The sequence below is a fragment of the Acinetobacter sp. BIGb0102 genome (assembly GCF_003815055.1).
In the GTDB taxonomy this organism is placed as follows: Bacteria; Pseudomonadota; Gammaproteobacteria; order Pseudomonadales; family Moraxellaceae; genus Acinetobacter; species Acinetobacter vivianii.
Genome location: NZ_RKQE01000002.1, coordinates 23756 through 47859, shown reverse-complemented (window position 1 = coordinate 47859; position 24104 = coordinate 23756). Strand labels below are relative to the sequence as shown.

Genomic DNA, 24104 nt, shown 5'->3' with positions numbered 1-24104 from the left:
TGTTTTTATTTTAGTGTTTTTAAAAATGCCTTTGATGTTTTTTATAATATCAAAGGCGCTAAAATCATTTTTTTCTTGATAATAATATATTGGTTATTCGATTTAAAAACTGTGGACTCAAATGAGAGAGCTGATACATGAGTTTAGTTTTCATCCCCATAGGGGTATGGGTTGCAAGTAGGGCATGATCTTTTTGTTGTGCCAGTTGTAAAACCTGTTGAGCAACATCTGAAGCTGTGAGGTTTACGCCCATATGTTGAATACTACCTGCATCCATGTCTTTCACCATATTGGTTTGCACAAAGAGTGGCATGACATCCAGAACGCGAATCTTGTATTTTTGCCACTCCACATCTAAGGCTTCAGTTAAACCTCGTACCGCAAACTTGCTAGCAGAGTAGCAAGCCAAATCAGCTTGTCCATAAATCGCAGAGGCTGACGATAAGTTAATGACACGGGCAAAACGGGCCTGTTGTAGATGTGCTAAAGCGGCATGGCAGCCATTGAGTACACCTTTGACATTAATATCCATGATGCGATGGTGTGATTGGATCTCGGTGTTTTCGAATGCGCCCGAGTAAAGAATGCCTGCATTGTTAACCAGAATATTCAGTTGGCCAGCCCAAAGCGTAAATTCCTGTAGCGCAGTTTGCCATTGCTGATAGTCGCTGACATCTAGATAACCCGCTTTGGCATTCACACCCAGTTGTTGTGCCAGATGTTGAGCCTGTTCGGTATTGATGTCGTAGATTCCAACTTTGAAACCATGTTGGTAGAAGAGACGAGCGATTTCAGCACCAATCCCTTGTGCAGCCCCGCTAATAAAAACACTATTTTGCATTGCTTTCCCTTGCTTTATATTGATATTTTGCGTGCCTGTATATTACGCATAAGCGTGTTTAAGCTGCAACAATTTGGCTGCATCTGGTTTGGAGATCATCATGGAAAAATTATTGGCAATCATGCAAGAGTTAAGAGAAAAATGTCCGTGGGATCAACAACAAACACCTGAGAGTTTAACCCGTTATGCCATTGAAGAAGCGTATGAAGTTGAGGATGCAATTCGTTCGGGTGATATCGATGAGATTCGTAATGAACTCGGTGATTTATTGCTGCAAGTGGTTTTTCAATCACAAATGTTTGATGAAAAAGGATTATTTAATTTTCAGGATGTTGTGAATGCGATCAGTGAAAAGTTAGTTCGCCGTCATCCGCATGTTTTTGAGGCAGAAAAATATCAAAATTTAACGCCTGAGCAAGTGAGTGAGTTATGGAAACAAATCAAACTGCAAGAAAAACAAGGTAAAGTACAATCGCGTCTTGATGAGGTGAAGCATGCACCTGCTTTAGTACAAGCGCATGAAATTCAAAAAAAAGCGGCACAACTGGGTTTCGATTTTGAAACGCTAGACGATGCTTATGCGAAGCTGGACGAAGAATTAGGGGAGTTGCAGCACGCAATCAAGCATGAAAGCGCGGATGAGATCGAGGAAGAGTTTGGGGATTGTCTATTTTCATTAATTAATGTGGGACGAAAGCTGGGGGTATCGAGTGAAGCATCGCTATTGGCGACCATTCATAAGTTTAGAAGCCGCTTTGCTTATATAGAACAACAGGCGCAACAACAACACAAAGACTTGCAAAAAATGAGTTTGGCAGAAATGGATGAACTCTGGGAGCAAGCCAAAATTCAATTAAAATCTGGGGAGGGGAACCATGATTTTTCGACAAGCGAGCAGTAAATATAGACTTTTTTTATTGATGATCTTGTGCGTGGGATGTATTTCACATCTCAACGCCCAACAGTTTGATCAGTCCTATCAACAATGGAAAGCTCAGCAGCAAGCACGTGACCAGCAGTTGGCGAATCAGGCCAACAATAATTATTATTTATCCCGACCCGCTTCCCAACAAAATATAAAACAGGTTTCATCTTCTCTTAATATTCAAGGCGATAAAATCAGTTTAAATCAGGCAAATTTACAGCAATTGCAGACGCTGAATGGTGTTGGCGAGAAAAAAGCCCAGACGATTATGGAATATCGTCAAAAGAATGGTGGCTTTAAAAGTGTAGATGAGCTGATGAATATCAAGGGAATCGGGCCAAAATTGTTTGAAAAAAACAAAGCAAGGCTGATGTTATAGGCTCAGAATTGTAATAATGTGATGGAATAGGCAGACTGATCTGTTGAAACTTCCAACAGAATAAATTGCCCTTTGTGTGTGTTAGAGCTATGATTAGCGACAAATTGTTATTTACGTCCTGACGTAGGAGACAGTGTCTTTTGCAAACTTTGCGTGCGTCAAAATGTGGTTTGTCCACAACTCAACTTCCTTCCTCAATTCTAGATGTGATTGATAGTCTGACTAAAGCAGGCTACGAGGCATATATTGTGGGCGGTGGTGTTCGAGATATGATGTTAGGTCTTAATCCAAAGGATTTTGACGCGGTTACTAATGCTACACCAGCTCAGGTGAAAGAAGTTTTTGGTCGACGTTGCCGAATTATCGGACGACGTTTTGAGTTAGCACATGTGTATTCTGGTCGTGAACTGATTGAAGTCGCGACATTCCGTGCCCCGCCGAAAAAAGCAGTCACCAGTGCCTCTGGTATGATTCTTCGTGATAATAACTGGGGAACGATTGAGCAAGACTTTGCTCGTCGAGATTTTTCCATCAATACCTTGTATTACCAGCCACGGAAAGGCATCGTACTTGATTTCTGCCATGCGGTAGATGACATCAAGACTCGTACTTTACGTTTTCTTGGTGAACCTGCACAGCGTTTTGAAGAAGATCCTGTACGTATGTTACGTGCATTGCGTTTTGCTGCGAAATTAAACTTCCAGATTGATCAATCCATTCTCGATGTTTTTAGTGCTGAAATGACGCAATTATTGCGTGATGTTTCGCCACATCGCTTATATGATGAATCACAAAAATTGTTCACCATGGGGCATTTGACGCGTGTCTTGCCAATGTTGATCGAGTTTGGTGTGTGGAAACAGCTTTTCGCCGAAATCCCGCCGAATATTACCGCTTTTATTGAGCGTGCTGCACGAAATACCGATCAGCGCATTCAAGTGGGTAAAACCATCAATCCAGCATTTTTCTATGCGGTATTGTTATGGAAACCCTTTTTAGAACGTTGTGACTACTATTTGAATAAAGGTGTCGTGCCTGCGGAAGCGCGTGCACAAGCTGGACTTGATGTGTTGAAACGTCAGGCCACTCGTACCATTATTCCTCGTTTTGCTGAAACCTTTATTCGTGAAGTTTGGGAAATGCAGACGCGTTTGCTGAATCCAAAATCACAACAGATTGAGGCTTTGGCAGGGCATGCCCGTTTCCGTGCAGGCTTTGACTTCTTGCTGTTACGTGAAAAATCAGGCGACAGTAGTACAGAAGGCATGGGCACTTGGTGGGAAACCTATCAGGAAATGACCACTGACCAAAAAGAAGCGGCAATTCGTCAATACAATCGTCAACGCAGCAAGACACGTCGTAAGGCGATTGAAGCAGATGAGCCGAAAACGACTGAAATTGAGCCTTTGGTCAATGTACCTGAGCCAAGAAGTCGTCGCGGTAAAAAAGAACGTGTCAGAGCTGATGAGTCAGCGAGTCGTTTTATTGAAAAAGCGGCTGGCAATTCAGGACAGGTTCATGCGGATCATCCGATTCTTAAGCGTAAACGTGTACAACGTGACTTAAGCCAAGTGGTTTTTGGGCCAACGCAATGACGATTAGAACCTATATCGGTCTTGGCAGTAATTTAGGCGATTCGCAGCAGATTCTGAGCGAAGCTGTTGCGAAGCTGGCAACGCTCGGCGCTGTACAGGTTTCTCGACTTTATCAAAGTCCACCGATGGGGCCACAAGATCAGCCCAATTATCTCAATGCAGTTGTTCAACTGGATACCGACCTTGCAGCGCTTGCTCTGTTAGATCAATTACAACAATTTGAGCAAGAAGCAGGACGTGTCCGTTTACGACGCTGGGGTGAGCGAACGCTTGATCTGGATTTGCTGATCTATGGTCAGGAACAGATCCAGAATGAACGTTTAACGGTGCCACACATTGGTATTTTAGAGCGTGATTTCGTCGTTATTCCTTTATTAGATTTAGATGCTCATTTACAATTAAATGGTCATTCTTTAAAAGATTTAGAACTGGTACAGCAAGCAAACTTGACTGTAATAGCAGACCAGTCTTGGGCAACCGCCTAAGACTGTTTCGTTCTGGAAACGCCTGTAGAGGACATCATCATGATTAGTCTAAGTGACTTAAGAAAGTTTAAAGCCGAAGGACGCAAGTTCTCATGTCTTACTTGTTACGATGCAAGTATGGCTAAAGGGATGGAGTTGGCTGAAATTGATACGATTTTAATCGGTGACTCTCTTGGAATGGCGATTCAAGGCAGAGATTCTACACTTCCTGTCACTGTGGAAGACATGGCTTACCATACTGCTGCTGTACGTCGTGGTAATGCACATGCCCTGATTATGACGGATCTGCCATTTATGAGCTATGCAACGCTTGAAGATGGTTTGAAAAATGCAAAAACTGTCATGCAAGCTGGCGCACAAATGGTCAAGATCGAAGGTGGTGCTTGGCTTAGCGAACTGGTTACTGTATTGACTCGTAATGGTATTCCTGTGTGTGTACATTTAGGCTTAACGCCACAATCTGTACATGTGTTAGGTGGCTATAAGTTGCAAGCAAAAACACGCGAAGCAGCGGATCAGTTGATTGCAGATTGTCAGGCCGTGGTTGATGCTGGTGCAGCGGTGTTATTACTTGAATGTGTTCCTGCACAATTGGGTAAAGAAATTGCAGAATTGTTCCCGAATACACCAGTGATCGGGATTGGTGCGGGTAATGAAACGGATGGTCAGGTGCTGGTCGTTCAGGACATGCTTGGCCTGACCTTTGGTCGTGTTGCGCGTTTCGTACGTAACTTCATGAAAGAGCAAGCGGGTGAAACTGCAATCGTAGATGCATTTAAATCGTATCATGCTGCCGTTCAGGATCAGTCTTTCCCAGCCAAAGAACATACTTTTCAGGTTGAGCTTTAATTCATGAAAACTGAAACAACGATACAAGGCTTAACTGCGTCACTTTCTCCTGCACGTAGTTCAAAAAAATTGATTGGTTTTGTACCGACCATGGGCAATCTGCATGAAGGTCATTTGACTTTGGTGCGTGCTGCCAAAAAAATCTGTGATGTGGTGGTGGTGAGTATTTTCGTTAATCCGATCCAATTTGGTGCTGGTGAAGATTTCGAAAGTTATCCGCGTACGCTGGAACAAGATAGTCGTTTATTGGCAGATGCGGATTGCGACATTATTTTTGCGCCTACAGTAGAGCAAATGTATGGCACTCATCCACGTCTGACCAATATCAGTGTGGGCGAGATTACCGATGATCTATGTGGAAAATCACGTCCGGGTCATTTCGACGGTGTCGCAGTTGTGGTGACCAAGCTGTTCAATATTGTACAGCCTGATTTCGCATTCTTTGGTCAAAAGGACTACCAGCAATTGGCGGTGATTCGCCAGTTAGTCCAAGACTTGAATATGCCACTTGAAGTGATTGGCGTGCCGATTGTACGGGCCGAAGATGGTTTGGCTTTAAGTTCTCGTAATGGTTATTTAACCGAAGAGCAACGGGCAATTGCACCAACCATTTATCAATCGCTCAAACAGGCTGAACAGCAGTTGCATGAAGGGCAGGCGCTTAACCAAGTGTTAGCAAATATCTCTGCTCAATTGACACAAGCTGGTTTTGTTGTGGATTATGTGGAAGCTCGTCAGACCAACCTGCAACCGATTGCGCAATTTGATCAGAATCTTGTTCTTTTTGTTGCTGCAAAACTGGGTGCAACCCGTTTGATTGATAACCTACAAGTTGATTTTAAAACATAAAAAATGAAGGGCAAAATGCCATGAAGCGTATTCTTATCGTGACAGGACAATCAGGCTCAGGCAAATCATCTGCATTACAAGTGCTTGAAGACTTGGGCTATTATTGTATAGATAACTTACCTTTGGCATTATTGCCTGAAATTGTGGCAAAACTGGATCATGAGAATAATCTTGAACAGTTGGCATTGGGCGTAGACATCCGTAGTACCCGTGCTGATATGCAAGAGTTCGATCATGTGTTTGAGCAATTACAACGCCATGGTTCGGTTGATATTATTTATCTGACCACGCAGGATCAGGATTTGATTGCACGTTTTAGTGCATCACGTCGTCCACATCCGTTGGCCAGTCGCTTCAATAGCCTGTTGCAATGTATTCAGGAAGAGAAACAATTGCTCATCCCGATCCAGTTCCGTTCCACAGTGCATATTGATACCACGGATAAAAGTGTCCATGATTTAAAACATATCCTATTGTCTAAACTGGGACAGTCGGATAACTTAATTGTAATTTTACAGTCTTTTGGCTATAAGCACGGTATTCCACTCGATGCGGATTATGTATTTGACGTACGGCATTTACCAAATCCACATTGGGACTTAGAATTACGCCGTTTTTCAGGTTTAGATGAACCTGTGCGCCGCTTTTTAGAAGGCAGTCAACAAACCAATGAAATGTTTGAAGATATTTATGGCTTTCTAAATAAGTGGTTACCTGCTTTTGCCGAAGGACATCGCCATTACATGACCATTTCTGTGGGATGTACGGGCGGGCAGCATCGTTCGGTTTATATCGTGGATAGACTCAAACAGGCCCTTGAGGCAAAATGGGCTGTCCAAATCTTACATAGAGAAATGAAGCACTGGTCATGATAGACACAACAATTGATGTAATTAATAAACTCGGCTTACACGCTCGCGCATCTGGTAAACTGATTGAAGTGACGACAAAATTTCGTTCTTCTATCCAGATTGGTAAGGGCGATAAGTTAGTTGATGCAAAAAATATTATGTCATTGTTGATGTTGGGTGCAGGTAAAGGCACTACATTAAGACTGGTGATTGATGGTGCTGATGAAGAAAAGGCACTGGAAGAAATTCAAACGCTGTTCGCAGCAAAATTTTACGAGGCAGAGTAATAGTGGCACGTGGTCCCCAACGTTATACAGATGAAGATTTTGAGTCATTAGAAGGGCGTGCGAGTCGAACTGAGCAAAAAAAAGCAGTCCAGCGCATGGCCGCTTTGGGTGAGCAGTTGGCTCAACTCAATCCAAAGCAGATTCAAAAACTTCCTGTCGATGAGCGTTTAATTGATGCTTTGCTTGAAGTGCAGAGAATTAGCTCATTTGAAGCGCGTCGTCGTCAGTTCCAACGCGTTGGTAAGTTATTGCGTAATGAAGATGAGAGCACGATTTTATCTTATCTCACGCCGCAACAAGGCGCTAAAAAACAAATGCAGTTGATGCGTTGGGTTGATCGTATGATTGATCAAGGTGACCCAATCATCAATGAGTTTAGTAAAGTATTTAACGCTTCTGAACGCCATACTTTGCGTCAGCATGTATTACGTATTCATCGTGATATGAAGCAGCAAGTGAGTGAGGAAGAGCTGGAAGCTTCGAAACGTAAGTTCGTCAATTATGTTCAGCAGGTCGCACTGTTATCTGAGCAATAAGGCTTAAAAATAAAAAAAGAAGTTTCCTCAGAAACTTCTTTTTTTATCTCTTGTATTAATTTCCGAACTCGCCATTGGCTCTTTGTTTTGCCCATTCTCTTAAAATAAATTTCTGTAATTTTCCTGTCGAGGTTTTTGGAATCTCTGCGATCACCACATCTTTCGGAACTTTAAAACGCGCCAGTTCTTGCTGACAATGCGCAATGATGTCTTCTGGTGAGGCAGTTGCTCCTTGTTTAAGTTCAATAAATGCACAAGGAACTTCTTGCCAGCGTTGATCTGGTTTCGCCACAACCGCGGCAGTCAGTACAGCAGGATGACGATACAGCACATCTTCAACTTCTAGGGATGAAATATTTTCGCCCCCTGAAATAATAATATCCTTTGAACGATCTGTAATCTTGGCATAACCGTCGGGATGGCTCACGGCCAAATCGCCTGTATGGAACCAGCCACCTTTAAATGCTTCCTGAGTTGCTTCGGGATTTTTTAAATAACCTTTCATGACAATGTTGCCACGGAACATGATCTCGCCCATGGTTTGTCCATCATTGGGTACAGGTTGCATGGTTTCTGGATCAAGTACCCGCATACTGTCCTGTAAGGGATACGGCACACCTTGGCGTGAATGCAATTGTGCTTGTTCCTGAATGGAGAGATCACTCCAGCCTGCTTGTGAAGCACATAGGGCAGAGGGGCCATAGGTTTCAGTCAGGCCATAAACATGATTTACATTGATGCCGATATGATGCATACCTTCAATAATCGCAACCGGTGGGGCAGCACCCGCAACCATCACTTCGACATGATGATCAAATGAAGTTCGCTGTTCCGTTGGGGCATTGATCAGCATGGACAGCACAATCGGTGCGCCACAGAAGTAATCAACCTTATATTCTGCAATATATTTAAAAACCAGTTTAGGGTCGACGCGACGCAAGCAAATATTGGTGCCACCACTGGCCGCAATAGACCATGCAAAACACCAGCCATTGCAATGGAATAGAGGAAGTGTCCAGAGATAAACCGCGCGTGGTTTCATTCCGCATGCCAGAATATTGCTGGCTGCATTGAGATAAGCACCACGGTGGTGGTAGACCACGCCTTTAGGATTACCAGTCGTACCAGAAGTATAGTTGAGACTAATCGCATCCCATTCATCTTGTGGAAGTAACCATTCAAATTCGGGATGACCTTGAGCAATCCATGACTCATATTCATATTGTCCAATGGCAATCTGTTCACCTTCAAACTCGGAATCAAATACATCAATAACCACGATCTCTTGAGGTACTAGTTTGAGTGCTTCTACTGCGACCTCACGAAACTCCGGATCAACCAGTAGTACTTTGGATTCAGCATGTTCCAGCATAAAAGCGATGGTTTTGGCATCAAGACGCGTATTTAAGGTGTTGAGTACCGCACCTGCCATTGGTACAGCAAAATGTGCTTCGATCATGGCTGGAATATTGGGAAGTAACACTGAAACGGTATCGTTTTTTTGAATACCCAGATTTGCCAGTTGATGAGCGAACTGACGGCAGCGTTGATAGGTTTGTTGCCATGTGATTTGACGTTCGCCATGAATAATTGCAGCTTGATTGGGGTAAATATAAGCGGCACGCTCTAAATAACGTAGTGGGGATAAGGCAACAAAATTTGCGGGTGTTCTTGGTAATTCGTCGTATGCACTCACCATGTGTATTGCTCCATTTCTGTTCTTTTCATTCATTACTAAACTATTCTGTCGTCGAGTCTAAATCATTTAGGCTTTAGTCGGAGGTGAATCGTAAGAGATATCGGGTTTTTCTGGTTCAGAGGTTTCATCCACAGCTAAACCCGTGTAAAATCTTGGATACTTTTTTATCCGCCGTTTTTTATCTTTTGAGGCCTCGCCTCAATACATAATCTCGCGGTGATATGCTCCTTCGTATAGGGCATCACTCCTTAAGGATTTTTTTATATGCCAATCATTACTTTACCAAATGGTGATCAGAAACAGTTTGATCAGCCAATTTCCGTGATGGAACTTGCTCAAAGCATTGGTCCGGGTCTTGCAAAAAATACAGTTGCCGGCCGTATCAATGATCGCTTGGTGGATGCTTGTGATTTAATCACAGAAGATGCGACAGTTCAGATTATTACCCCGAAAGATGAAGAAGGTTTAGAAATCATTCGTCACTCATGTGCGCACTTGGTAGGGCATGCGGTTAAGCAATTGTTCCCAGAGGCGAAAATGGTGATCGGTCCTGTGATCGAAGAAGGTTTCTACTACGACATCTGGATGCCACGTCCGTTTACGCTGGATGATATGGCTGCGATCGAAGAGCGCATGAAAAAGCTCATCGATCAGGATTATGATGTCATCAAAAAGATGACACCTCGTGAAGATGTGATTGCAGAATTCACAGCACGTGGCGAAGAATACAAGTTACGCTTGATTGCAGACATGCCGAATGAAACACAAATGGGCTTGTACTACCATCAAGATTATTTAGATATGTGTCGTGGTCCACACGTACCTAATACTAAATTCTTAAAATCATTCAAGCTCACTAAAATCTCTGGTGCATACTGGCGTGGTGATGCGAAAAATGAACAATTACAACGTATTTATGGTACAGCTTGGGCTGACAAAAAACAGTTAGCGGCTTATATCAAACGTATTGAAGAAGCTGAAAAGCGTGATCACCGTAAAATTGGTAAAGCGCTAGACTTGTTCCATATGCAAGAAGAAGCACCAGGTATGGTGTTCTGGCATCCGAACGGCTGGACGATTTATCAAGTGCTTGAACAATACATGCGTAAAGTTCAGCAAGAGAATGGTTATCAGGAAATCAAGACACCGCAAATCGTAGACTTTACGCTTTGGGAAAAGTCTGGTCATGCGGCAAACTACGCTGAAAACATGTTTACGACTCATTCTGAAAGTCGTAACTATGCAGTGAAGCCGATGAACTGCCCATGTCACGTACAGGTCTTTAACCAAGGTTTGAAATCTTACCGTGATTTACCAATCCGTTTAGCTGAGTTTGGTTCTTGTCACCGTAACGAGCCATCAGGTTCTTTACACGGTATTATGCGTGTTCGTGGCTTTACTCAAGATGATGCACATATTTTCTGTACCAAAGAACAGATTGGTAAAGAAGTTGCAGATTTCATTAAGCTGACTTTAGACGTTTATAAAGACTTTGGTTTTGAAGACGTACAAATGAAGCTCTCTACACGTCCAGAAAAACGTGTGGGTGATGATGCACTTTGGGATCTGGCTGAAAAATCTTTGGCAGATGCGCTTGATGATGCTGGCTTGGCATGGGACTTGCAACCTGGTGAAGGTGCCTTCTATGGTCCGAAAATTGAATTTTCATTGAAAGACTGTTTAGGCCGTATCTGGCAGTGTGGTACGATTCAATGTGACTTCAACTTGCCAATCCGTTTAGATGCTTCTTATGTTACAGAAGACAATGAACGTGACCAACCTGTTATGCTTCATCGTGCAATTCTTGGCAGTTTTGAGCGTTTTATTGGTATACTAATTGAACACTATGCGGGTTTCATGCCACCGTGGCTTACACCAATTCAAGCGTGTGTCATGAACATTACTGATTCACAAGCAGAAGCAAGTGAACAAGTGGTCGCAAAACTCAAAGAAAATGGCCTTCGTGCTATTTCTGACTTGAGAAATGAAAAAATCGGATTTAAGATTCGTGAGCGTACCCTAGAGCGTATTCCTTACCTTCTAGTTCTCGGTGATCGAGAAGTTGAAGAAGGTACAGTTAATGTGCGTACTCGCTCAGGAAAAAATTTAGGTACTATGTCAGTAGATGCATTTATTGACTTAGTGAAATCTGCCGTTGCCGAACGTGGCCGGTACATTGTGGAGTAATAAAGATTAAACAGCCTGACCGTAACCAACAACAAGGTGCTAAAAGTAACCGTCCTGCAATCAACGATGAGATCCGTGCGAAAGAAGTACGCCTCGTCGCTGCAGATGGGGAGCAAAAAGGTGTTGTTTCATTAAATGAAGCATTACGTGCTGCAGAAGAAGCCAATCTTGACCTTGTTGAGATTGTTGCTAATGCAGAACCGCCTGTTTGTAAAATCATGGACTACAACAAGCACTTATTTGACTTGAAACAAAAGCAAAAAGATGCGAAGAAAAAACAGCATCAAGTGCAAGTGAAAGAAATCAAGTTACGTCCTGCGACGGATGTAGGTGATTATCAGGTAAAATTGCGTGCAATTTTACGTTTCCTTGAAGAAGGGAACAAAGTGAAAATTACCTTGCGTTTCCGTGGTCGTGAGATGGCACATCAACAGCTTGGTCTTGCTCAATTACAAAAAATTGAAGCTGACGTTGCTGAGTTTGGTGTTGTTGAACAAGCTCCGAAGATGGAAGGCCGTCAGATGGGCATGTTACTTGGTCCGAAAAAGAAAAAGTAATTTTTTCTTGATAAAAAAGCACCGCAACAGGCGGTGCTTTTTTATGTCTAAATCAGGCAATGGTTTGTTAAAAATGTGCTAAATCTAATGTCTAAGAATAAAAACAGGCTATGATAAGATTGCTTGATAATTACACGATTTAAAAACTGGAAAAATTCATGTCTACAATTAAAGGTACTCAAGAACTCTCTGAAATTAATCAAAAAGTTGTGCAAGAAGGAGAGGTTCTACCACAAGTTAAACTGAAGGATGGCAGTCGTGTACAAACAGGTACCGTTGCGACCATGCTTCACAATATTAATCTTTATAATGCTGGAGTGCGTGGGGCTGTTGAAGAAGAATTAGCCTTAGCTGTCCCAACGTTATTTAAGGTGGGCATGTTTGATTTATTCTCTGTAGAAGAGTGGATTAATGGCACAAATGCTGGGCGTAAATTTGTCGGTGAAAAAGCTAGAGAATTTCAGGAAAAGCACAAATAATTTTCCCGATATTTAGTTTAAAAACATGGTGTTATTGTATCTTTTCGTGCCTATTTGCTGATCAATATAGGTGAAGTGTGCTATAACGCAACAACAGTCAAGATAACGATCAATAGGACAACATAAATGATTGACTTATACTACTGGGGCACACCCAATGGACATAAAATAACAATTGCTTTAGAAGAAATGCAACTTGAGTATCAAATTTTTCCCATCAATATTCTTGAAAATGACCAGTTCCAGCCTGACTTTTTGAGAATCTCTCCTAATAATAAAATTCCTGCGATTGTTGATCAGAATGGGCCAAGAGGTGAACCGATTTCAGTGTTTGAGTCGGGTGCGATCTTGCAATATTTAGGTAGAAAAACGGGTTTGTTTTACCCAACTGATGAACAGGAACGGGTTGAGGTTGAGCAGTGGCTGATGTGGCAAATGGGTGGTTTCGGGCCAATGCTGGGACAAAATCATCATTTTAATAAATTTGCTGCCGAACGGATTCCTTATGCCATTGAGCGTTATCTCAATGAAACCAAACGTCTCTATGGTGTCTTAAACAAACAGTTGATTGGCCAGAAGTTTGTGGCAGGCGAATATTCAATTGCAGATATGGCAATCTTGCCATGGGCATTGCGTTATGAATGGCAGGGCATCCAGCTTGAAGATTACCCATACGTAAAAGATTATATTGAACGTCTCACGGCCCGTCCTGCGATACAGAAAGCCTTGTCGATCAAGGTGGGATAAGGCCTAAATAACTTTTTACTCCCAAGAACTTTCTATTTTGAGAATTCTTGGGAAGCTGCATTTTTACGTCATATAAGAATTGTTGTATCTGTTTTATTCTTGAATTAGAGTAATCCTTATCCCAAGTAAATTTAAAATATATAACAGATGATGACTCCTGCAATCTCGGCACAGTATTTAGAAAAAATCGGTTTTAATGAGGCTTTTTCACCTACTTTGGCTCATCTAAAAACCTTATTAAGCCTTCATGTTCAGGCGATTCCTTTTGGCAATTTTTCTTCTTTCTTGGGAAGGGAGGTCTCATTAGCATCGGATCAACTTGCTCAAAAGTTATTAAGAAACGATCAAGGGGGGTATTGTTTAGAACATAGTACCTTAACCAGACTCGCGTTAAATGAACTAGGATATGATGCTTATAATGTGCTGGGACGAGTGTATTATCAGGGTACACCTGTAACCACCCCTGTAATGAGTCATTTAGTGACACTGGTTCGTATTGATCAGCAACTCTTTTTATATGATCCTGGTTTTGGCGGGATGACACCGACGATTATCTTGTCGATGAATCGCATTGGTGAGGCTCAAACAACCCCATTAGAATCCTTTAGGTTTGTGGAAGTGGCTCAAAGTGGTTTAAGTGGTGAGGTGCTTACAGGAATGAAATATATGTTGCAGGTCTGTATCCATAATGAATGGATAAATGTCTATGCCATTGATCCAGAGCAACAGATTGCACATGCCGATGCACAGGTCGCAAACTGGTTTATTTCGACTTCTTCGGAATCTTTATTTACCCAGCACTTAATGTTATCTACTGCCAATACCGAAATGCGGATTACATTAAAAGACAGGATCTTAAGAACGCATGGCAAAGGTGGATCTAATAAAAAAGAGTTAACCAATTTTGATGAGTTTGAACGCACCATTAAGACCGTTTTTCAAATGAATATCCGTGATGAGCAATTACAGGCTGCTTGGGAAAAACTGGCACGGACTCAATAATTTCAAGTTATATTGCTGTAGGTTGATATACTTTGATCGATATTGAGTGATCCCTTTAAATTGATGTCTTATTTTTTATTATTTCTCTCGGCTTTTGGTGCAGCGACGTTATTACCTTTACAGTCAGAAGCGGTATTAATGACTTTGCTGGTACAAGGTTTATCCAATCCTTTTTATCTAATTTTGGTTGCGACCATTGGTAATGTCTTGGGTTCCTGTGTGAACTGGTGGCTTGGCCTGAAAATTGAACATTTTAAAGATAAAAAATGGTTTCCTGTTTCTGAGCAACGCTTACAACAAGCCCAGCAGATTTATCATAAATATGGCTTTTATTCACTGCTATTGAGTTGGACACCCGTGATTGGTGATCCGATTACCCTGATTGCAGGCTTGATGAAAGAGAACTTTTGGCGATTTTTAGTGATTGTCACAATCGCCAAAGGTGGGCGTTATTTAACCTTATATGCTTTATATCTCGGCATCTTTTAAAAATAAAGAGGAGGGGCAAACCTTCCTCTCAGGTCTATTGATCTGAACCTTTGGTAATATCGACCTTGAATAAGTCACTGGTTTTAAACCAGCAATAACTCACCACGGCAAGAGTCATACAACCTCCGAAAATGGTGGCTGTGATAGTTCCGAGATATTTGGCTGCCAGACCTGATTCAAATGCGCCCAATTCATTACTTGAAGACACAAACATTCCATTTACCGCAGCCACTCGGCCACGCATATTTTCAGGCGGGAAAATTTGCAGCACGGTTTGACGGACTACAACCGAAACACTGTCACAGGCACCTGTCATTGCGAGGGCAAACAGGGAAAGCCACATATGGTTTGAGAAGGCGAACAGAATAGTAAAAATACCAAAACCTGCCACAGCCAACAGCATATTACGCCAAGCATGATGCATGGGTGGGAACTTGGTCAGGACAATCATGGTGATCAGTGCACCGATTGAAGGAGCAGCACGTAGATAACCTAAGCCTTCGGGGCCGACTTTTAAGATTTCCTCGGCAAAAATCGGCAATAGTGCAATTACACCACCAAACAGTACAGAAACTAGATCGAGTGAAATCGCCCATAACACAATCTTGGTTTTCCAGATAAAGCGGAATCCATCGGTCAGGCTTTGCAGCACATTTTCGGTTTCCATTTTAGGAAAAGTTCGCTTCTCTAGACAATTAATTAAAATGAAGCAAACGGCCAGTAATGCAGATACTGCAAAGAGACTGGTTTCACGCCCCAAAAACGCCAGCATAAATCCACCGAGCATGGGGCCAATGATGACACCACTTTGCCAGCCAATCGTGGTCCATGTTGCGCCATTGGCATATAGTTCTCGTGGAATCAAAAAAGGCTTGAGCGATGTTGCGGAAGGATTGTAAAAGCCTCGAATCGTACCTAAGGCAAAAATGACCGCATAAATGCCCCAAGAGAGGGTTGTTGTGCCAATTTTTTCTAAGCCATGTAAATGGAATAAACCCCAAAGCACTAAGGGTAATGGAATAGAAAAGAATAAACAGACTTTCATGATGCTTTGTTTATTCAGCTTATCTGCAAAATAGCCGCCCCACAAAGACAAGGTAATAAAAGGTATCGCCTCTGCCAGCCCGATAAAGCCGAGTGTGAGTGGATCACGGGTAATTTGATACAGTGAATAGGCAACGATAATTTCCTGAATCAGGATAGCCAGTGTTAAGCAGAACTGATTAACAGTCACGATAGAGAAATCCCGATACCGCAAGGCAGCAAAAGCATCATTCTGTATATTCATATGGATGGGTATTTAAGAATTTGACTCTATTATAGGCGCTGATTTTGTGTATGTTTCTCATAATTTGAGAATTAATTATGGAAAATAACGTTTGGGGAAAACACGTCTATTTCTATCAAAAAATGAGCATTTTACTTTTGTTTTAGCGATAGATGCTATATCATACTGCCTTCCTTACCTGCAGGTCGATTTGCAATAGTGCGAACGTGCCGAACAGGTGCCCAAAAGAGGTTACTATGGCTAAGTTAAAAACTCGCCGTGGTGCAGCTAAACGCTTTAAAGCGACTGCAAACGGTTTCAAGCGCAAACAAGCATTCAAGCGCCACATTTTGACCAAAAAATCTGCTAAGCGTATCCGTCAATTGCGCGGTTGTGTAATGGTTCACGTAAGTGACGTTGCATCAGTTCGTGCTATGTGCCCATACATCTAAGGAGATTATAAATGGCTCGTGTAAAACGTGGTGTAGTGGCTCATCGTCGTCACAAAAAAATTCTTGCTCGCGCTAAAGGTTACTATGGTGCTCGTTCACGCGTTTATCGCGTAGCGTTCCAAGCGGTAATCAAAGCTGGTCAATACGCATACCGTGACCGCCGTCAAAAGAAACGTCAATTCCGTGCTTTATGGATTGCGCGTATCAATGCTGGTGCTCGTCAAAACGGTTTATCATACAGCCGTATGATCGATGGCTTGAAAAAAGCTCAAGTGATCATCGACCGTCGCGTATTAGCTGACATCGCTATGCATGATGCAATTGCATTTGCTGCTTTAGCTGAAAAAGCTAAAGGCGCATTAGCTGCATAAGCTTAGAGATTCAAAGAAGGCCGCTTTTTAGCGGTCTTTTTTATTTTTAGAACATTCACTTTTACTTTTTAGACCACATCATCAAGAAAATAATAACGCCAGCGGTGATCACCATAAATTTGGCAAATTCATAATGGTTAACCAACCAGAACACCCCGTAGAGTAGCCCAATGACAACCGCTAAAAAGAAGATAAGATAAAGTGTCGAGGCCGTAACAGATGTTGGTTTTTCTTCTGTAGAGCTATCACTGTTTAGTTCATTATTCGTTTCACTATTAATTTGGGATGCATGTTGTAGTGCGTGTGGTGGAATATAGGAAAAATCTTCATTCACATATGCTTTCTCATAGCTATTTGCACTATGTGAAACTAGGCTGATGAATGCATTGTTTAAATCCTCTTGGAAAAGATCTATTTTTATAGAATTTTGATCAATAATATCAGCATGAAATGATCTTGACGCTAGTGCCATTGCCACTTCAGTTCCAATTTGGTCTTGTAAGTCACCGAGTTTATTTATCCAAGAAAATGCCAGATTGAATTCAGGACTCGGCTCATCAAGAAGAGGATAATCGGTTATTTCATTTTTTAAAAATAAGTTATTGGTTAATAGTAGACTTTTATCTTGTTTAAAATTAAATGGGCTATCTAAAAATCTACTTTGAAAATCCTCATGTAAGTTTTTCCAATTCGGACTTTTCTTAAACTCATTAACAATTTTTAATTGTTTTTGATCTAATCTGATGAGAGTAAATAATAGATATTTATTATAGTTTTGAGAGGATGTAAAACCACTAAATTCACGAGGATCTGTAGAAGTCGAGAACTTCTTTACTTTTTCTGCATGTACTTTAACTAAAGCAAAATTTTGATCTCTTCCCAAGAAGACGGCTACAGGATAATTGCTTGTATCAAAAACAAATTGTTTAAAATGCTGGGTAAACTCAGGAAAGAGTAGGTCTGAGGGAATGAGCTGGCAACGCTGAATTTGTTGATCTCTGAGATCGGCAATTAAGTGTGAAATGGAATCATAGAGTAATTCATTGGTTTCTAAATCACGTACCAGAAATAGGTCATGAGTTATATCGCACCATTTATGTTCGATCTTATATTCAGCAATTTTATGGTCAAAAAAGCGCTGAGCATTATGTTGTAAACCTAATATAAACTTCCAGTAATTCTCGGTCATGGTTTTATAAATACTATTATTGATGAGAAGTTAAGTTGATAATCATAGCTGAAATTATCTATGGATTAAACGTGCGCAGACAATATCACTTTAGACAAGTGGGTCAAGATACTCATATCTGGGATGTACATCATCTGGTTGAGCTAACCAAAACTTTTGTGATTAAGAAAGTGGAACTTGCTGATATTCGAGAACTCAACGAAGCTTATTGGTTCCCAAATCAATCTCCGACGACACAGCAAATCATTGAACATTTTCAATTGGTTGAAGCTGCTGATCTGAGTTATCCCATTATTTTGTGTGCGGAAGGTCGGGTGATGGACGGTATGCATCGTGTTGCCAAAGCAAGTTTATTGGGACATGGCGATATTCTTGCTGTGCAATTCGCACAAACGCCTGAACCAGATTTTATCAATGTGGATGAAGATGAACTGGATTATCATGAATAAACCAACCTTTTGATTTAATTAGAGATTACATAACCCAAACATGTTGCAATAGACTTTTCTTCCTGAATCTTTTTACAGTAAAGAAAACAAGATTGGGATAAAAATATGCGAGTGAGTGTAGAAGGTTTAGAACAAGGCGCGATTGAAACAGAATTAAGTATCTTGCCAAGAAAGGGCGAAACCATTCGGATCTTTTATGGCCCCGATGCGGAAGTGGAGGGTGAAATTGAAAATATCCATCACATTGTCAATCAGCATGATGGTGGTCATAAAATCATTATCAAAATCAGGCCGACTTTTTAGATTAAACAGAAAACCTAGATGAAGTGATCTAGGTTTTTTTATTTAGCCCGTTGTTATAAACCAAAATAATATGCACAAACACAGATGATAATGGTGAGGAGAATTAATTTAATCACACCTGAAGCGCCAACTTTGTGGTGCTGTTGGGTTGGGTTACGTTGTTGTGGAATTTCCATGGTTCGATCAATGATTTCTGGTTCCTCTGCCGTTAGTTGCGCCGTTTGGTAATGATTGGCGGTTTTCACGATCAGCTTGGCAAATAGGTCATCCGCTTTTTGCAAAAAGTTACGTAGGTTAATCTGCTCCTCAGGACTAAGTAATTCGCCGGTCGCAGTGTAAGGGTGCTTCTTTTGCTGTTCTAAATGATTCACTAATGCTTGGGTGCGGTGTAATAAGCGGTGTGCACAGTCAGCTAGATAGTCGGTTGGGATCAGGGCCAGTTGCTGACTGGAGAGGCCGTCTGGATCGACTTCATAACCATAGAAAGGAAAATCCTGCTGTTCAGGTTCTATAAAGTTGTCCGCATATTTGCTGTCAAACAGTTCTCTTTCTAGAAAAATAGCAACTTCATTCCAATTCACTTTTTTTAGATCGGCATCGATTTTCTTGGCGAATTTATCATTTAACTCGTAACGCCAAAGATCTTCTTGACGTAGAACCGATTGTTGAGAAACGGGCGCTTGAAATTCACTATCGCTATTGTCCCATTCGGCAAGCTCGTGTCCACAGATCCAAGCTGTTTTTTTGTTGGCTTGATGGCTTACGATAAAATGTGCAAAGGGAAGCAGTTCAACATTGGCATTCGGATTCTGCTCATCATTGAGTACGCTGGACAAATGTAGACTCAGTTTTTTTACGCCTTGTTTTTTTAAGCCTTCAAGCCAGATCTGGAAATGTTGAGCCAGTAGATGCTGCGAAAGTAAATCTCTGAAGATTAGACGATTCTGATCAAAAACTGGATGTTCGATCCAGCGACTAAAATTAAGATTTCCCGCAAGGTATTCATTGCCATAGGTGACAAGGGTAAGCTGCTGTTTCCAGATTTGATCAAGCGCCATCGTTGTTATTTCTCATTGACGAATTAGGGTTTATTGATATTTCACAGATGCTTGCGACAGCGGACATTTTTTTGATGCTACAAGGCCTGTCTTATGTAATTTAGTCATTCTAAATAAATAAGACATAACGCAGTAGCTGCAAAAAATGTCCCTGTCCCATAGGGTTATGGCTAAAACTTCCCTAAACTGTGTTATGAAACTTGGCAAGGGGTTTGCCATTGTCTGCGTTTCATGCCTTGTTTATGTCGTTTTAGCCGATAACGCAATGCATGGTTGAAATGTCAATAGACCCTAGTATCTTATCCATTTTATTCAATTATTGATCATTTTTTTCAAAAAAATAATGGATCTCTTTCATTCTGCTATTGTTTTATTCCTAAGTTTATGCAGAAAAACTAGATGATTTAAAGCTGGGTTTTGCTTCATAAAATGGGTAAAAAGCTGATAAACTATAGCGTTTTCTTATATTTCTATATTTTGTTGCTTTGAGAGTTACTATGTCACTGGAAGCCCTGACCACTGAAGCGCTTGCTGCCATTGCAGCGGCTCAAGACCTTGCTGCACTCGATCAAGTACGTGTGCAATTTACAGGGAAAAAAAGCCAGCTTGCAGAGCAGTCGAAAGCACTTGGAAAAATGGATCCTGAAGAACGAAAAGTACAAGGTGCTGCCATCCATGCTGTTCGTGAAGCAATCAATGCAGCTTTGACCGAGCGTCAACAGTCATTACAACAAGCTGAACTTGCGAAGAAACTGGCAAGTGAAACCATTGATATTACTCTGCCAGGTCGCGGTCAGCGCATGGGAAGTATTCATCCTGTTACTCAAGTACAAGAACGTATTTGCCAATTTTTTACCAAGGCGGGATTTCAGGTTGCGCATGGTCCTGAAGTTGAAGATGACTATCACAACTTCGAAGCCTTAAATATTCCGGGACATCACCCGGCGCGTGCCATGCACGATACCTTCTATTTTGATGCGACACATTTATTGCGTACGCATACTTCGGGTGTCCAAATCCGTACTATGGAAACCAGCCAGCCACCGATTCGTATTGTGTGCCCAGGCCGTGTTTATCGTTGTGACTCGGATCAAACACACTCACCGATGTTCCATCAGATCGAAGGTTTATATGTTGCAGAGAACACCAGCTTTGCCGAGTTAAAAGGGTTATTGATTAACTTGCTCAATGAATTCTTTGAAAAAGATTTGAAAGTACGTTTCCGTCCGTCTTACTTCCCATTCACAGAGCCAAGTGCCGAAGTGGATATCATGGATGAACGCGGTCGTTGGTTAGAGGTTTTAGGTTGTGGCATGGTGCATCCAAATGTACTTCGTGCTGCAGGTATTGATCCTGATAAATACAAAGGCTTTGCTTTTGGTTTAGGGGTAGAGCGTTTTGCCATGTTGCGTTATGGCATCAATGATTTGCGTATGTTCTATCAAAATGATGTGCGTTTCTTACGCCAGTTTGCCTAAACAGATTTGGACCTCTCCCTAACCTCTCCTAAAAGGAGAGGGGATCAAAAGTAGATTTATAGGTTTTTAATAAAATGAAAATTAGTGAAAATTGGTTACGCACGTGGGTGAACCCAGCCATTGATAGCGATACGTTGTCTGATCAATTAACCATGCTCGGTTTGGAAGTTGATGATTTGGCGCCTGTGGCGAAACCATTTACAGGTGTGGTTGTGGGTGAAGTACTCACCGTTGAACAGCACCCAGATGCGGATCGTTTACGTGTGACCACGGTGAATATTGGTTCGGGTGAGCCATTACAAATCGTTTGTGGTGCACCAAATGTACGTGTTGGTATGAAAGCGCCTGTTGCAACCGTGGGTGCGGTATTGCCAGGTGATTTTAAAATTAAAAAAGGCAAACTGCGTGGTGTTGAATCACATGGCATGTTGTGCGGCGCTTCTGAAATTGATTTAGAAGACAAGATTGACGGTTTATTGGAATTACCCGCTGATGCACCTGTTGGGATCAATATCCGTGAATATTTAAAACTTGATGACAACGTGATTGATATCAGTATTACGCCAAACCGCGGTGACTGTTTCAGTATCCGTGGTATTGCACGTGAAATTGCAGTGATCAATCAGTTAATGATGAATGAGCCTGAGATTCAGTCTGTTCCTGCAACTATTACTGATGAAAAAGCAGTGACCATCACGACTGAAGGTACACCACGTTACTTGGGTCGTATTGTTAAAAATGTAAATGTCAAAGCAGCGACACCAGACTGGATGGAGCAAGCGTTAGCACGTTCAGGTATCCGTACGCATAGCATTCTGGTTGATATTACTAACTACGTATTGCTTGAGTTAGGTCAACCTATGCATGCTTTTGATTTGGCGAAAATCGAAGGTTCAATTCACGTTCGTCAAGCACAGTCTAAAGAAAAATTAGTGTTGCTTAATGATCAGGAAGTTGAGTTGCAAGATGACATGATGGTGATTGCTGATGATCAAAAAGCATTAGCCATCGCAGGTATCATGGGCGGTTTGGCATCATCAGTCACCGATGATACGCAAGATATTTTCCTTGAAAGTGCATTCTTTGCGCCTTTAGCCATTGCTGGCCGTGCGCGCCGTTTTGGTTTACATACGGATTCATCTCAACGTTATGAACGTGGCGTCGATTTTGAATTGCCAATGATTGCAATGCATCGTGCTTCTGAATTGATCCAAGCATTTGCTGGTGGTGAGTTTGGCCCAATCACAGTGGCTGAGCAAACGACTTTATTGCCAAAACGTGAAGCGATTGTATTGAAACAGGCGCAAGTTGATCAGTTACTTGGATACCAAGTAGCGGGTGATTTTATTGCTGATGCATTAACACGCCTAGGTTGTGTGGTTACCGCAATCGCTGAAGGCGAGTGGAGTGTTGTTCCTCCTTCGCATCGTTATGATATGGCGATTTATCAAGATTTGATTGAAGAAGTTGTACGTATCGACGGGTATGACAATATTCAAATCAGTTTGCCAAAAATTGATGTGAAATTAGAAAAATATCAAGACCGCTTTGAGGTTGCACAATTACGTCAAACGATTGCAACATTAGGTTATCAAGAAGCCATCAGCTTTAGCTTTGCTGATGCAAAACTTGAAAAGCAGTTGAATCCAGCAGTACAGCCATTGATGTTGGCGAATCCAATTTCAAGTGACTTGGCTGCGATGCGTAGTACCTTGTTATCAAGCTTGATTCCTTGTGTACAGTACAACTTAAACCGTCAACAGCAACGTGTACGTTTCTTTGAACTCGGTTTACGTTTTGATTATCAGAATGCACAAAGTATTCATGACCTTAAACAGATCCCAACGCTGGCATTGATTGCTGTCGGTTCACGTACACCTGAATCTTGGCATGCAAAACCTCAGGCTATGGATTTCTTTGACTTTAAAGGTGAGGTTGAAGAGATTCTGGCAGCAGGTCGTATTGCTGTTGAGTTTGTTCGTACTGAACGTGCATGGTTACATCCAGGTCAATCTGCGGAAATTTTGGTAGATGGACAGTCGATTGGTTATCTCGGTCGTTTACATCCATCTTTGGAAAATGAACTAGATTTGGGCACAACTTGGGTCGCAGAGCTGGATCAGCAGGCTGTTTTGCAATCTTATGTATCTAATTTTACAGAATTATCACGTTTTCCATCAGTTAGACGTGATATTGCGCTTTTAATCTCTGATAATATTGAGGTAAGAGATATTCAGCGGTTAATTGAGCAAACTGGTGGAGAGTTACTCGACTCGACATGGTTGTTCGATGTGTATACGGGGCAAGGAGTTGAACAAGGCAAACGCTCTCTCGCTTTTGCAGTGTTATGGCAACATCCAACTCGTACGCTTGAAGATGCTGAAATTAAATCTGGTATGGATAACATTATTCAAGTGTTGGAAGACACTTACCAAGCGACATTGAGGGCCTCATGACAGCATTAACAAAAGCAGATATGGCGGACCATTTAAGTGAGCTTACTAGCTTAAATCGCCGCGAAGCAAAACAAATGGTCGAGTTGTTTTTTGACGAAATCAGCCAAGCACTGGTTGCGGGTGAGCAAGTCAAACTTTCTGGGTTCGGTAATTTTGAGTTGCGTGACAAACGTGAACGTCCAGGACGTAATCCTAAGACAGGTGAAGAGATTCCAATCTCTGCCCGTCGCGTGGTAACGTTCCGAGCGGGTCAGAAATTTAGACAGCGTGTTGGAAATGAGCAGATCGATTGATCTGCTTTTTTTATATTTTATTTTGATTGAA

27 protein-coding genes are annotated in these 24104 nt (G+C 41.7%); 22 read left to right on the top strand and 5 right to left on the bottom strand.

Annotated features, from left to right (window positions below; translation table 11 throughout):
• Positions 1 to 64 precede the first annotated feature (64 nt).
• Positions 65 to 841 carry an SDR family oxidoreductase gene (locus EC846_RS00995; protein WP_123773811.1) on the bottom strand — a complete coding sequence of 259 codons (777 nt, stop codon included), beginning with the start codon at positions 839 to 841 and terminating at the stop codon, positions 65 to 67.
• Between the two features lie 100 nt (positions 842 to 941).
• On the opposite strand from EC846_RS00995, the gene mazG reads away from it, so the two are divergent.
• From mazG to yjgA, 9 genes are all read left to right on the top strand, one after another.
• The gene (gene mazG / locus EC846_RS00990; RefSeq protein ID WP_123773810.1) at positions 942 to 1742 is read left to right on the top strand and encodes a nucleoside triphosphate pyrophosphohydrolase; all 801 of its coding nucleotides are present in this window, start codon (positions 942 to 944) and stop codon (positions 1740 to 1742) included.
• Positions 1717 to 2145: a helix-hairpin-helix domain-containing protein gene (locus tag EC846_RS00985; protein WP_123773809.1), complete on the top strand. Its 429-nt coding sequence runs from the start codon at positions 1717 to 1719 to the stop codon at positions 2143 to 2145. The genes mazG and EC846_RS00985 overlap by 26 nt, the downstream gene beginning before the upstream one ends.
• A gap of 140 nt (positions 2146 to 2285) precedes the next feature.
• Positions 2286 to 3740 carry a polynucleotide adenylyltransferase PcnB gene (gene pcnB, locus EC846_RS00980; protein ID WP_123773808.1) on the top strand — a complete coding sequence of 485 codons (1455 nt, stop codon included), beginning with the start codon at positions 2286 to 2288 and terminating at the stop codon, positions 3738 to 3740.
• Positions 3737 to 4225, top strand: coding sequence for a 2-amino-4-hydroxy-6-hydroxymethyldihydropteridine diphosphokinase (gene folK, locus EC846_RS00975; protein ID WP_123773807.1), 489 nt, complete (start codon positions 3737 to 3739; stop codon positions 4223 to 4225). The genes pcnB and folK overlap by 4 nt, the downstream gene beginning before the upstream one ends.
• A gap of 39 nt (positions 4226 to 4264) precedes the next feature.
• The gene (panB, locus tag EC846_RS00970) at positions 4265 to 5074 is read left to right on the top strand and encodes a 3-methyl-2-oxobutanoate hydroxymethyltransferase (protein WP_004774685.1); all 810 of its coding nucleotides are present in this window, start codon (positions 4265 to 4267) and stop codon (positions 5072 to 5074) included.
• Between the two features lie 3 nt (positions 5075 to 5077).
• Positions 5078 to 5923: a pantoate--beta-alanine ligase gene (gene panC / locus EC846_RS00965; protein WP_123773806.1), complete on the top strand. Its 846-nt coding sequence runs from the start codon at positions 5078 to 5080 to the stop codon at positions 5921 to 5923.
• Between the two features lie 20 nt (positions 5924 to 5943).
• Positions 5944 to 6795, top strand: coding sequence for an RNase adapter RapZ (gene rapZ / locus EC846_RS00960; RefSeq protein ID WP_004774690.1), 852 nt, complete (start codon positions 5944 to 5946; stop codon positions 6793 to 6795).
• Positions 6792 to 7061: an HPr family phosphocarrier protein gene (locus tag EC846_RS00955; RefSeq protein WP_004774692.1), complete on the top strand. Its 270-nt coding sequence runs from the start codon at positions 6792 to 6794 to the stop codon at positions 7059 to 7061. Before rapZ ends, EC846_RS00955 begins: the two co-directional genes overlap by 4 nt.
• Positions 7062 to 7063: 2 nt before the next feature.
• Positions 7064 to 7597, top strand: coding sequence for a ribosome biogenesis factor YjgA (yjgA, locus tag EC846_RS00950; protein WP_004774694.1), 534 nt, complete (start codon positions 7064 to 7066; stop codon positions 7595 to 7597).
• 55 nt (positions 7598 to 7652) lie between these two features.
• Here yjgA and EC846_RS00945 read toward each other — a convergent pair whose 3' ends face one another.
• On the bottom strand, positions 7653 to 9296 hold the full coding sequence (locus EC846_RS00945) for an acyl-CoA synthetase (protein ID WP_123773805.1): 1644 nt from the start codon (positions 9294 to 9296) through the stop codon (positions 7653 to 7655).
• Positions 9297 to 9560: 264 nt separating this feature from the next.
• On the opposite strand from EC846_RS00945, the gene thrS reads away from it, so the two are divergent.
• The 6 genes from thrS (at position 9561) to EC846_RS00915 (ending at position 14757) form a co-directional block, all read left to right on the top strand.
• Positions 9561 to 11483 (top strand): threonine--tRNA ligase, encoded by a 1923-nt coding sequence (thrS, locus tag EC846_RS00940; RefSeq protein ID WP_004774698.1) that lies wholly within the window; start codon positions 9561 to 9563, stop codon positions 11481 to 11483.
• Positions 11484 to 11488: 5 nt separating this feature from the next.
• Positions 11489 to 12040 (top strand): translation initiation factor IF-3, encoded by a 552-nt coding sequence (gene infC, locus EC846_RS00935; RefSeq protein ID WP_079281829.1) that lies wholly within the window; start codon positions 11489 to 11491, stop codon positions 12038 to 12040.
• Between the two features lie 158 nt (positions 12041 to 12198).
• The gene (locus tag EC846_RS00930; protein ID WP_047431736.1) at positions 12199 to 12519 is read left to right on the top strand and encodes a hypothetical protein; all 321 of its coding nucleotides are present in this window, start codon (positions 12199 to 12201) and stop codon (positions 12517 to 12519) included.
• 126 nt (positions 12520 to 12645) lie between these two features.
• A complete protein-coding gene (locus EC846_RS00925) occupies positions 12646 to 13266 on the top strand; it encodes a glutathione S-transferase N-terminal domain-containing protein (RefSeq protein ID WP_123773804.1) in 621 nt (206 codons plus the stop codon).
• 150 nt (positions 13267 to 13416) lie between these two features.
• Complete coding sequence (locus tag EC846_RS00920) at positions 13417 to 14268, top strand: arylamine N-acetyltransferase family protein (RefSeq protein ID WP_123773857.1); 852 nt, start codon at positions 13417 to 13419, stop codon at positions 14266 to 14268.
• A 63-nt stretch (positions 14269 to 14331) separates the two neighbouring features.
• On the top strand, positions 14332 to 14757 hold the full coding sequence (locus EC846_RS00915; protein WP_004774708.1) for a YqaA family protein: 426 nt from the start codon (positions 14332 to 14334) through the stop codon (positions 14755 to 14757).
• 34 nt (positions 14758 to 14791) lie between these two features.
• Here EC846_RS00915 and EC846_RS00910 read toward each other — a convergent pair whose 3' ends face one another.
• Positions 14792 to 16045: an MFS transporter gene (locus EC846_RS00910; RefSeq protein WP_123773803.1), complete on the bottom strand. Its 1254-nt coding sequence runs from the start codon at positions 16043 to 16045 to the stop codon at positions 14792 to 14794.
• Positions 16046 to 16281: 236 nt separating this feature from the next.
• Between EC846_RS00910 and rpmI the strand changes: the two genes are divergently transcribed.
• Both rpmI and rplT read left to right on the top strand, forming a co-directional pair.
• Positions 16282 to 16476, top strand: coding sequence for a 50S ribosomal protein L35 (rpmI, locus tag EC846_RS00905; RefSeq protein ID WP_004637967.1), 195 nt, complete (start codon positions 16282 to 16284; stop codon positions 16474 to 16476).
• An 11-nt stretch (positions 16477 to 16487) separates the two neighbouring features.
• Positions 16488 to 16847 (top strand): 50S ribosomal protein L20, encoded by a 360-nt coding sequence (rplT, locus tag EC846_RS00900; RefSeq protein ID WP_004655655.1) that lies wholly within the window; start codon positions 16488 to 16490, stop codon positions 16845 to 16847.
• 61 nt (positions 16848 to 16908) lie between these two features.
• Here the strand turns inward: rplT and EC846_RS00895 are convergent, their stop codons facing one another.
• On the bottom strand, positions 16909 to 18036 hold the full coding sequence (locus EC846_RS00895; RefSeq protein ID WP_123773802.1) for a hypothetical protein: 1128 nt from the start codon (positions 18034 to 18036) through the stop codon (positions 16909 to 16911).
• A 71-nt stretch (positions 18037 to 18107) separates the two neighbouring features.
• On the opposite strand from EC846_RS00895, the gene EC846_RS00890 reads away from it, so the two are divergent.
• Complete coding sequence (locus EC846_RS00890; protein ID WP_123773801.1) at positions 18108 to 18485, top strand: hypothetical protein; 378 nt, start codon at positions 18108 to 18110, stop codon at positions 18483 to 18485.
• 105 nt (positions 18486 to 18590) lie between these two features.
• Positions 18591 to 18788, top strand: coding sequence for a hypothetical protein (locus tag EC846_RS00885; protein WP_004774718.1), 198 nt, complete (start codon positions 18591 to 18593; stop codon positions 18786 to 18788).
• A 53-nt stretch (positions 18789 to 18841) separates the two neighbouring features.
• Here EC846_RS00885 and EC846_RS00880 read toward each other — a convergent pair whose 3' ends face one another.
• Positions 18842 to 19846, bottom strand: a complete 1005-nt coding sequence (locus EC846_RS00880) for a hypothetical protein (protein WP_123773800.1) — start codon at positions 19844 to 19846, stop codon at positions 18842 to 18844.
• Positions 19847 to 20343: 497 nt separating this feature from the next.
• Here EC846_RS00880 and pheS point away from each other — a divergent pair, with 497 nt between their 5' ends.
• The 3 genes from pheS (at position 20344) to EC846_RS00865 (ending at position 24073) form a co-directional block, all read left to right on the top strand.
• Positions 20344 to 21324, top strand: a complete 981-nt coding sequence (pheS, locus tag EC846_RS00875; protein ID WP_005255074.1) for a phenylalanine--tRNA ligase subunit alpha — start codon at positions 20344 to 20346, stop codon at positions 21322 to 21324.
• 74 nt (positions 21325 to 21398) lie between these two features.
• On the top strand, positions 21399 to 23780 hold the full coding sequence (gene pheT / locus EC846_RS00870) for a phenylalanine--tRNA ligase subunit beta (RefSeq protein WP_123773799.1): 2382 nt from the start codon (positions 21399 to 21401) through the stop codon (positions 23778 to 23780).
• Positions 23777 to 24073 carry an integration host factor subunit alpha gene (locus tag EC846_RS00865; RefSeq protein ID WP_123773798.1) on the top strand — a complete coding sequence of 99 codons (297 nt, stop codon included), beginning with the start codon at positions 23777 to 23779 and terminating at the stop codon, positions 24071 to 24073. The genes pheT and EC846_RS00865 overlap by 4 nt, the downstream gene beginning before the upstream one ends.
• The last annotated feature ends 31 nt before the right edge of the window (positions 24074 to 24104 follow it).

Excerpts from the sequence above, each read along its gene's own strand:
- EC846_RS00995 (WP_123773811.1), bottom strand. The coding sequence starts at position 841 with ATGCAAAATAGTGTTTTTATTAGCGGGGCTGCACAAGGGATTGGTGCT.
- mazG (WP_123773810.1), top strand. The coding sequence starts at position 942 with ATGGAAAAATTATTGGCAATCATGCAAGAGTTAAGAGAAAAATGTCCG.
- EC846_RS00985 (WP_123773809.1), top strand. The coding sequence starts at position 1,717 with ATGATTTTTCGACAAGCGAGCAGTAAATATAGACTTTTTTTATTGATG.
- folK (WP_123773807.1), top strand. The coding sequence starts at position 3,737 with ATGACGATTAGAACCTATATCGGTCTTGGCAGTAATTTAGGCGATTCG.
- panB (WP_004774685.1), top strand. The coding sequence starts at position 4,265 with ATGATTAGTCTAAGTGACTTAAGAAAGTTTAAAGCCGAAGGACGCAAG.
- panC (WP_123773806.1), top strand. The coding sequence starts at position 5,078 with ATGAAAACTGAAACAACGATACAAGGCTTAACTGCGTCACTTTCTCCT.
- rapZ (WP_004774690.1), top strand. The coding sequence starts at position 5,944 with ATGAAGCGTATTCTTATCGTGACAGGACAATCAGGCTCAGGCAAATCA.
- EC846_RS00955 (WP_004774692.1), top strand. The coding sequence starts at position 6,792 with ATGATAGACACAACAATTGATGTAATTAATAAACTCGGCTTACACGCT.
- EC846_RS00945 (WP_123773805.1), bottom strand. The coding sequence starts at position 9,296 with ATGGTGAGTGCATACGACGAATTACCAAGAACACCCGCAAATTTTGTT.
- thrS (WP_004774698.1), top strand. The coding sequence starts at position 9,561 with ATGCCAATCATTACTTTACCAAATGGTGATCAGAAACAGTTTGATCAG.
- EC846_RS00930 (WP_047431736.1), top strand. The coding sequence starts at position 12,199 with ATGTCTACAATTAAAGGTACTCAAGAACTCTCTGAAATTAATCAAAAA.
- EC846_RS00925 (WP_123773804.1), top strand. The coding sequence starts at position 12,646 with ATGATTGACTTATACTACTGGGGCACACCCAATGGACATAAAATAACA.
- EC846_RS00920 (WP_123773857.1), top strand. The coding sequence starts at position 13,417 with ATGACTCCTGCAATCTCGGCACAGTATTTAGAAAAAATCGGTTTTAAT.
- EC846_RS00915 (WP_004774708.1), top strand. The coding sequence starts at position 14,332 with ATGTCTTATTTTTTATTATTTCTCTCGGCTTTTGGTGCAGCGACGTTA.
- EC846_RS00910 (WP_123773803.1), bottom strand. The coding sequence starts at position 16,045 with ATGAATATACAGAATGATGCTTTTGCTGCCTTGCGGTATCGGGATTTC.
- rpmI (WP_004637967.1), top strand. The coding sequence starts at position 16,282 with ATGGCTAAGTTAAAAACTCGCCGTGGTGCAGCTAAACGCTTTAAAGCG.
- rplT (WP_004655655.1), top strand. The coding sequence starts at position 16,488 with ATGGCTCGTGTAAAACGTGGTGTAGTGGCTCATCGTCGTCACAAAAAA.
- EC846_RS00895 (WP_123773802.1), bottom strand. The coding sequence starts at position 18,036 with ATGACCGAGAATTACTGGAAGTTTATATTAGGTTTACAACATAATGCT.
- EC846_RS00885 (WP_004774718.1), top strand. The coding sequence starts at position 18,591 with ATGCGAGTGAGTGTAGAAGGTTTAGAACAAGGCGCGATTGAAACAGAA.
- EC846_RS00880 (WP_123773800.1), bottom strand. The coding sequence starts at position 19,846 with ATGGCGCTTGATCAAATCTGGAAACAGCAGCTTACCCTTGTCACCTAT.
- pheS (WP_005255074.1), top strand. The coding sequence starts at position 20,344 with ATGTCACTGGAAGCCCTGACCACTGAAGCGCTTGCTGCCATTGCAGCG.
- pheT (WP_123773799.1), top strand. The coding sequence starts at position 21,399 with ATGAAAATTAGTGAAAATTGGTTACGCACGTGGGTGAACCCAGCCATT.
- EC846_RS00865 (WP_123773798.1), top strand. The coding sequence starts at position 23,777 with ATGACAGCATTAACAAAAGCAGATATGGCGGACCATTTAAGTGAGCTT.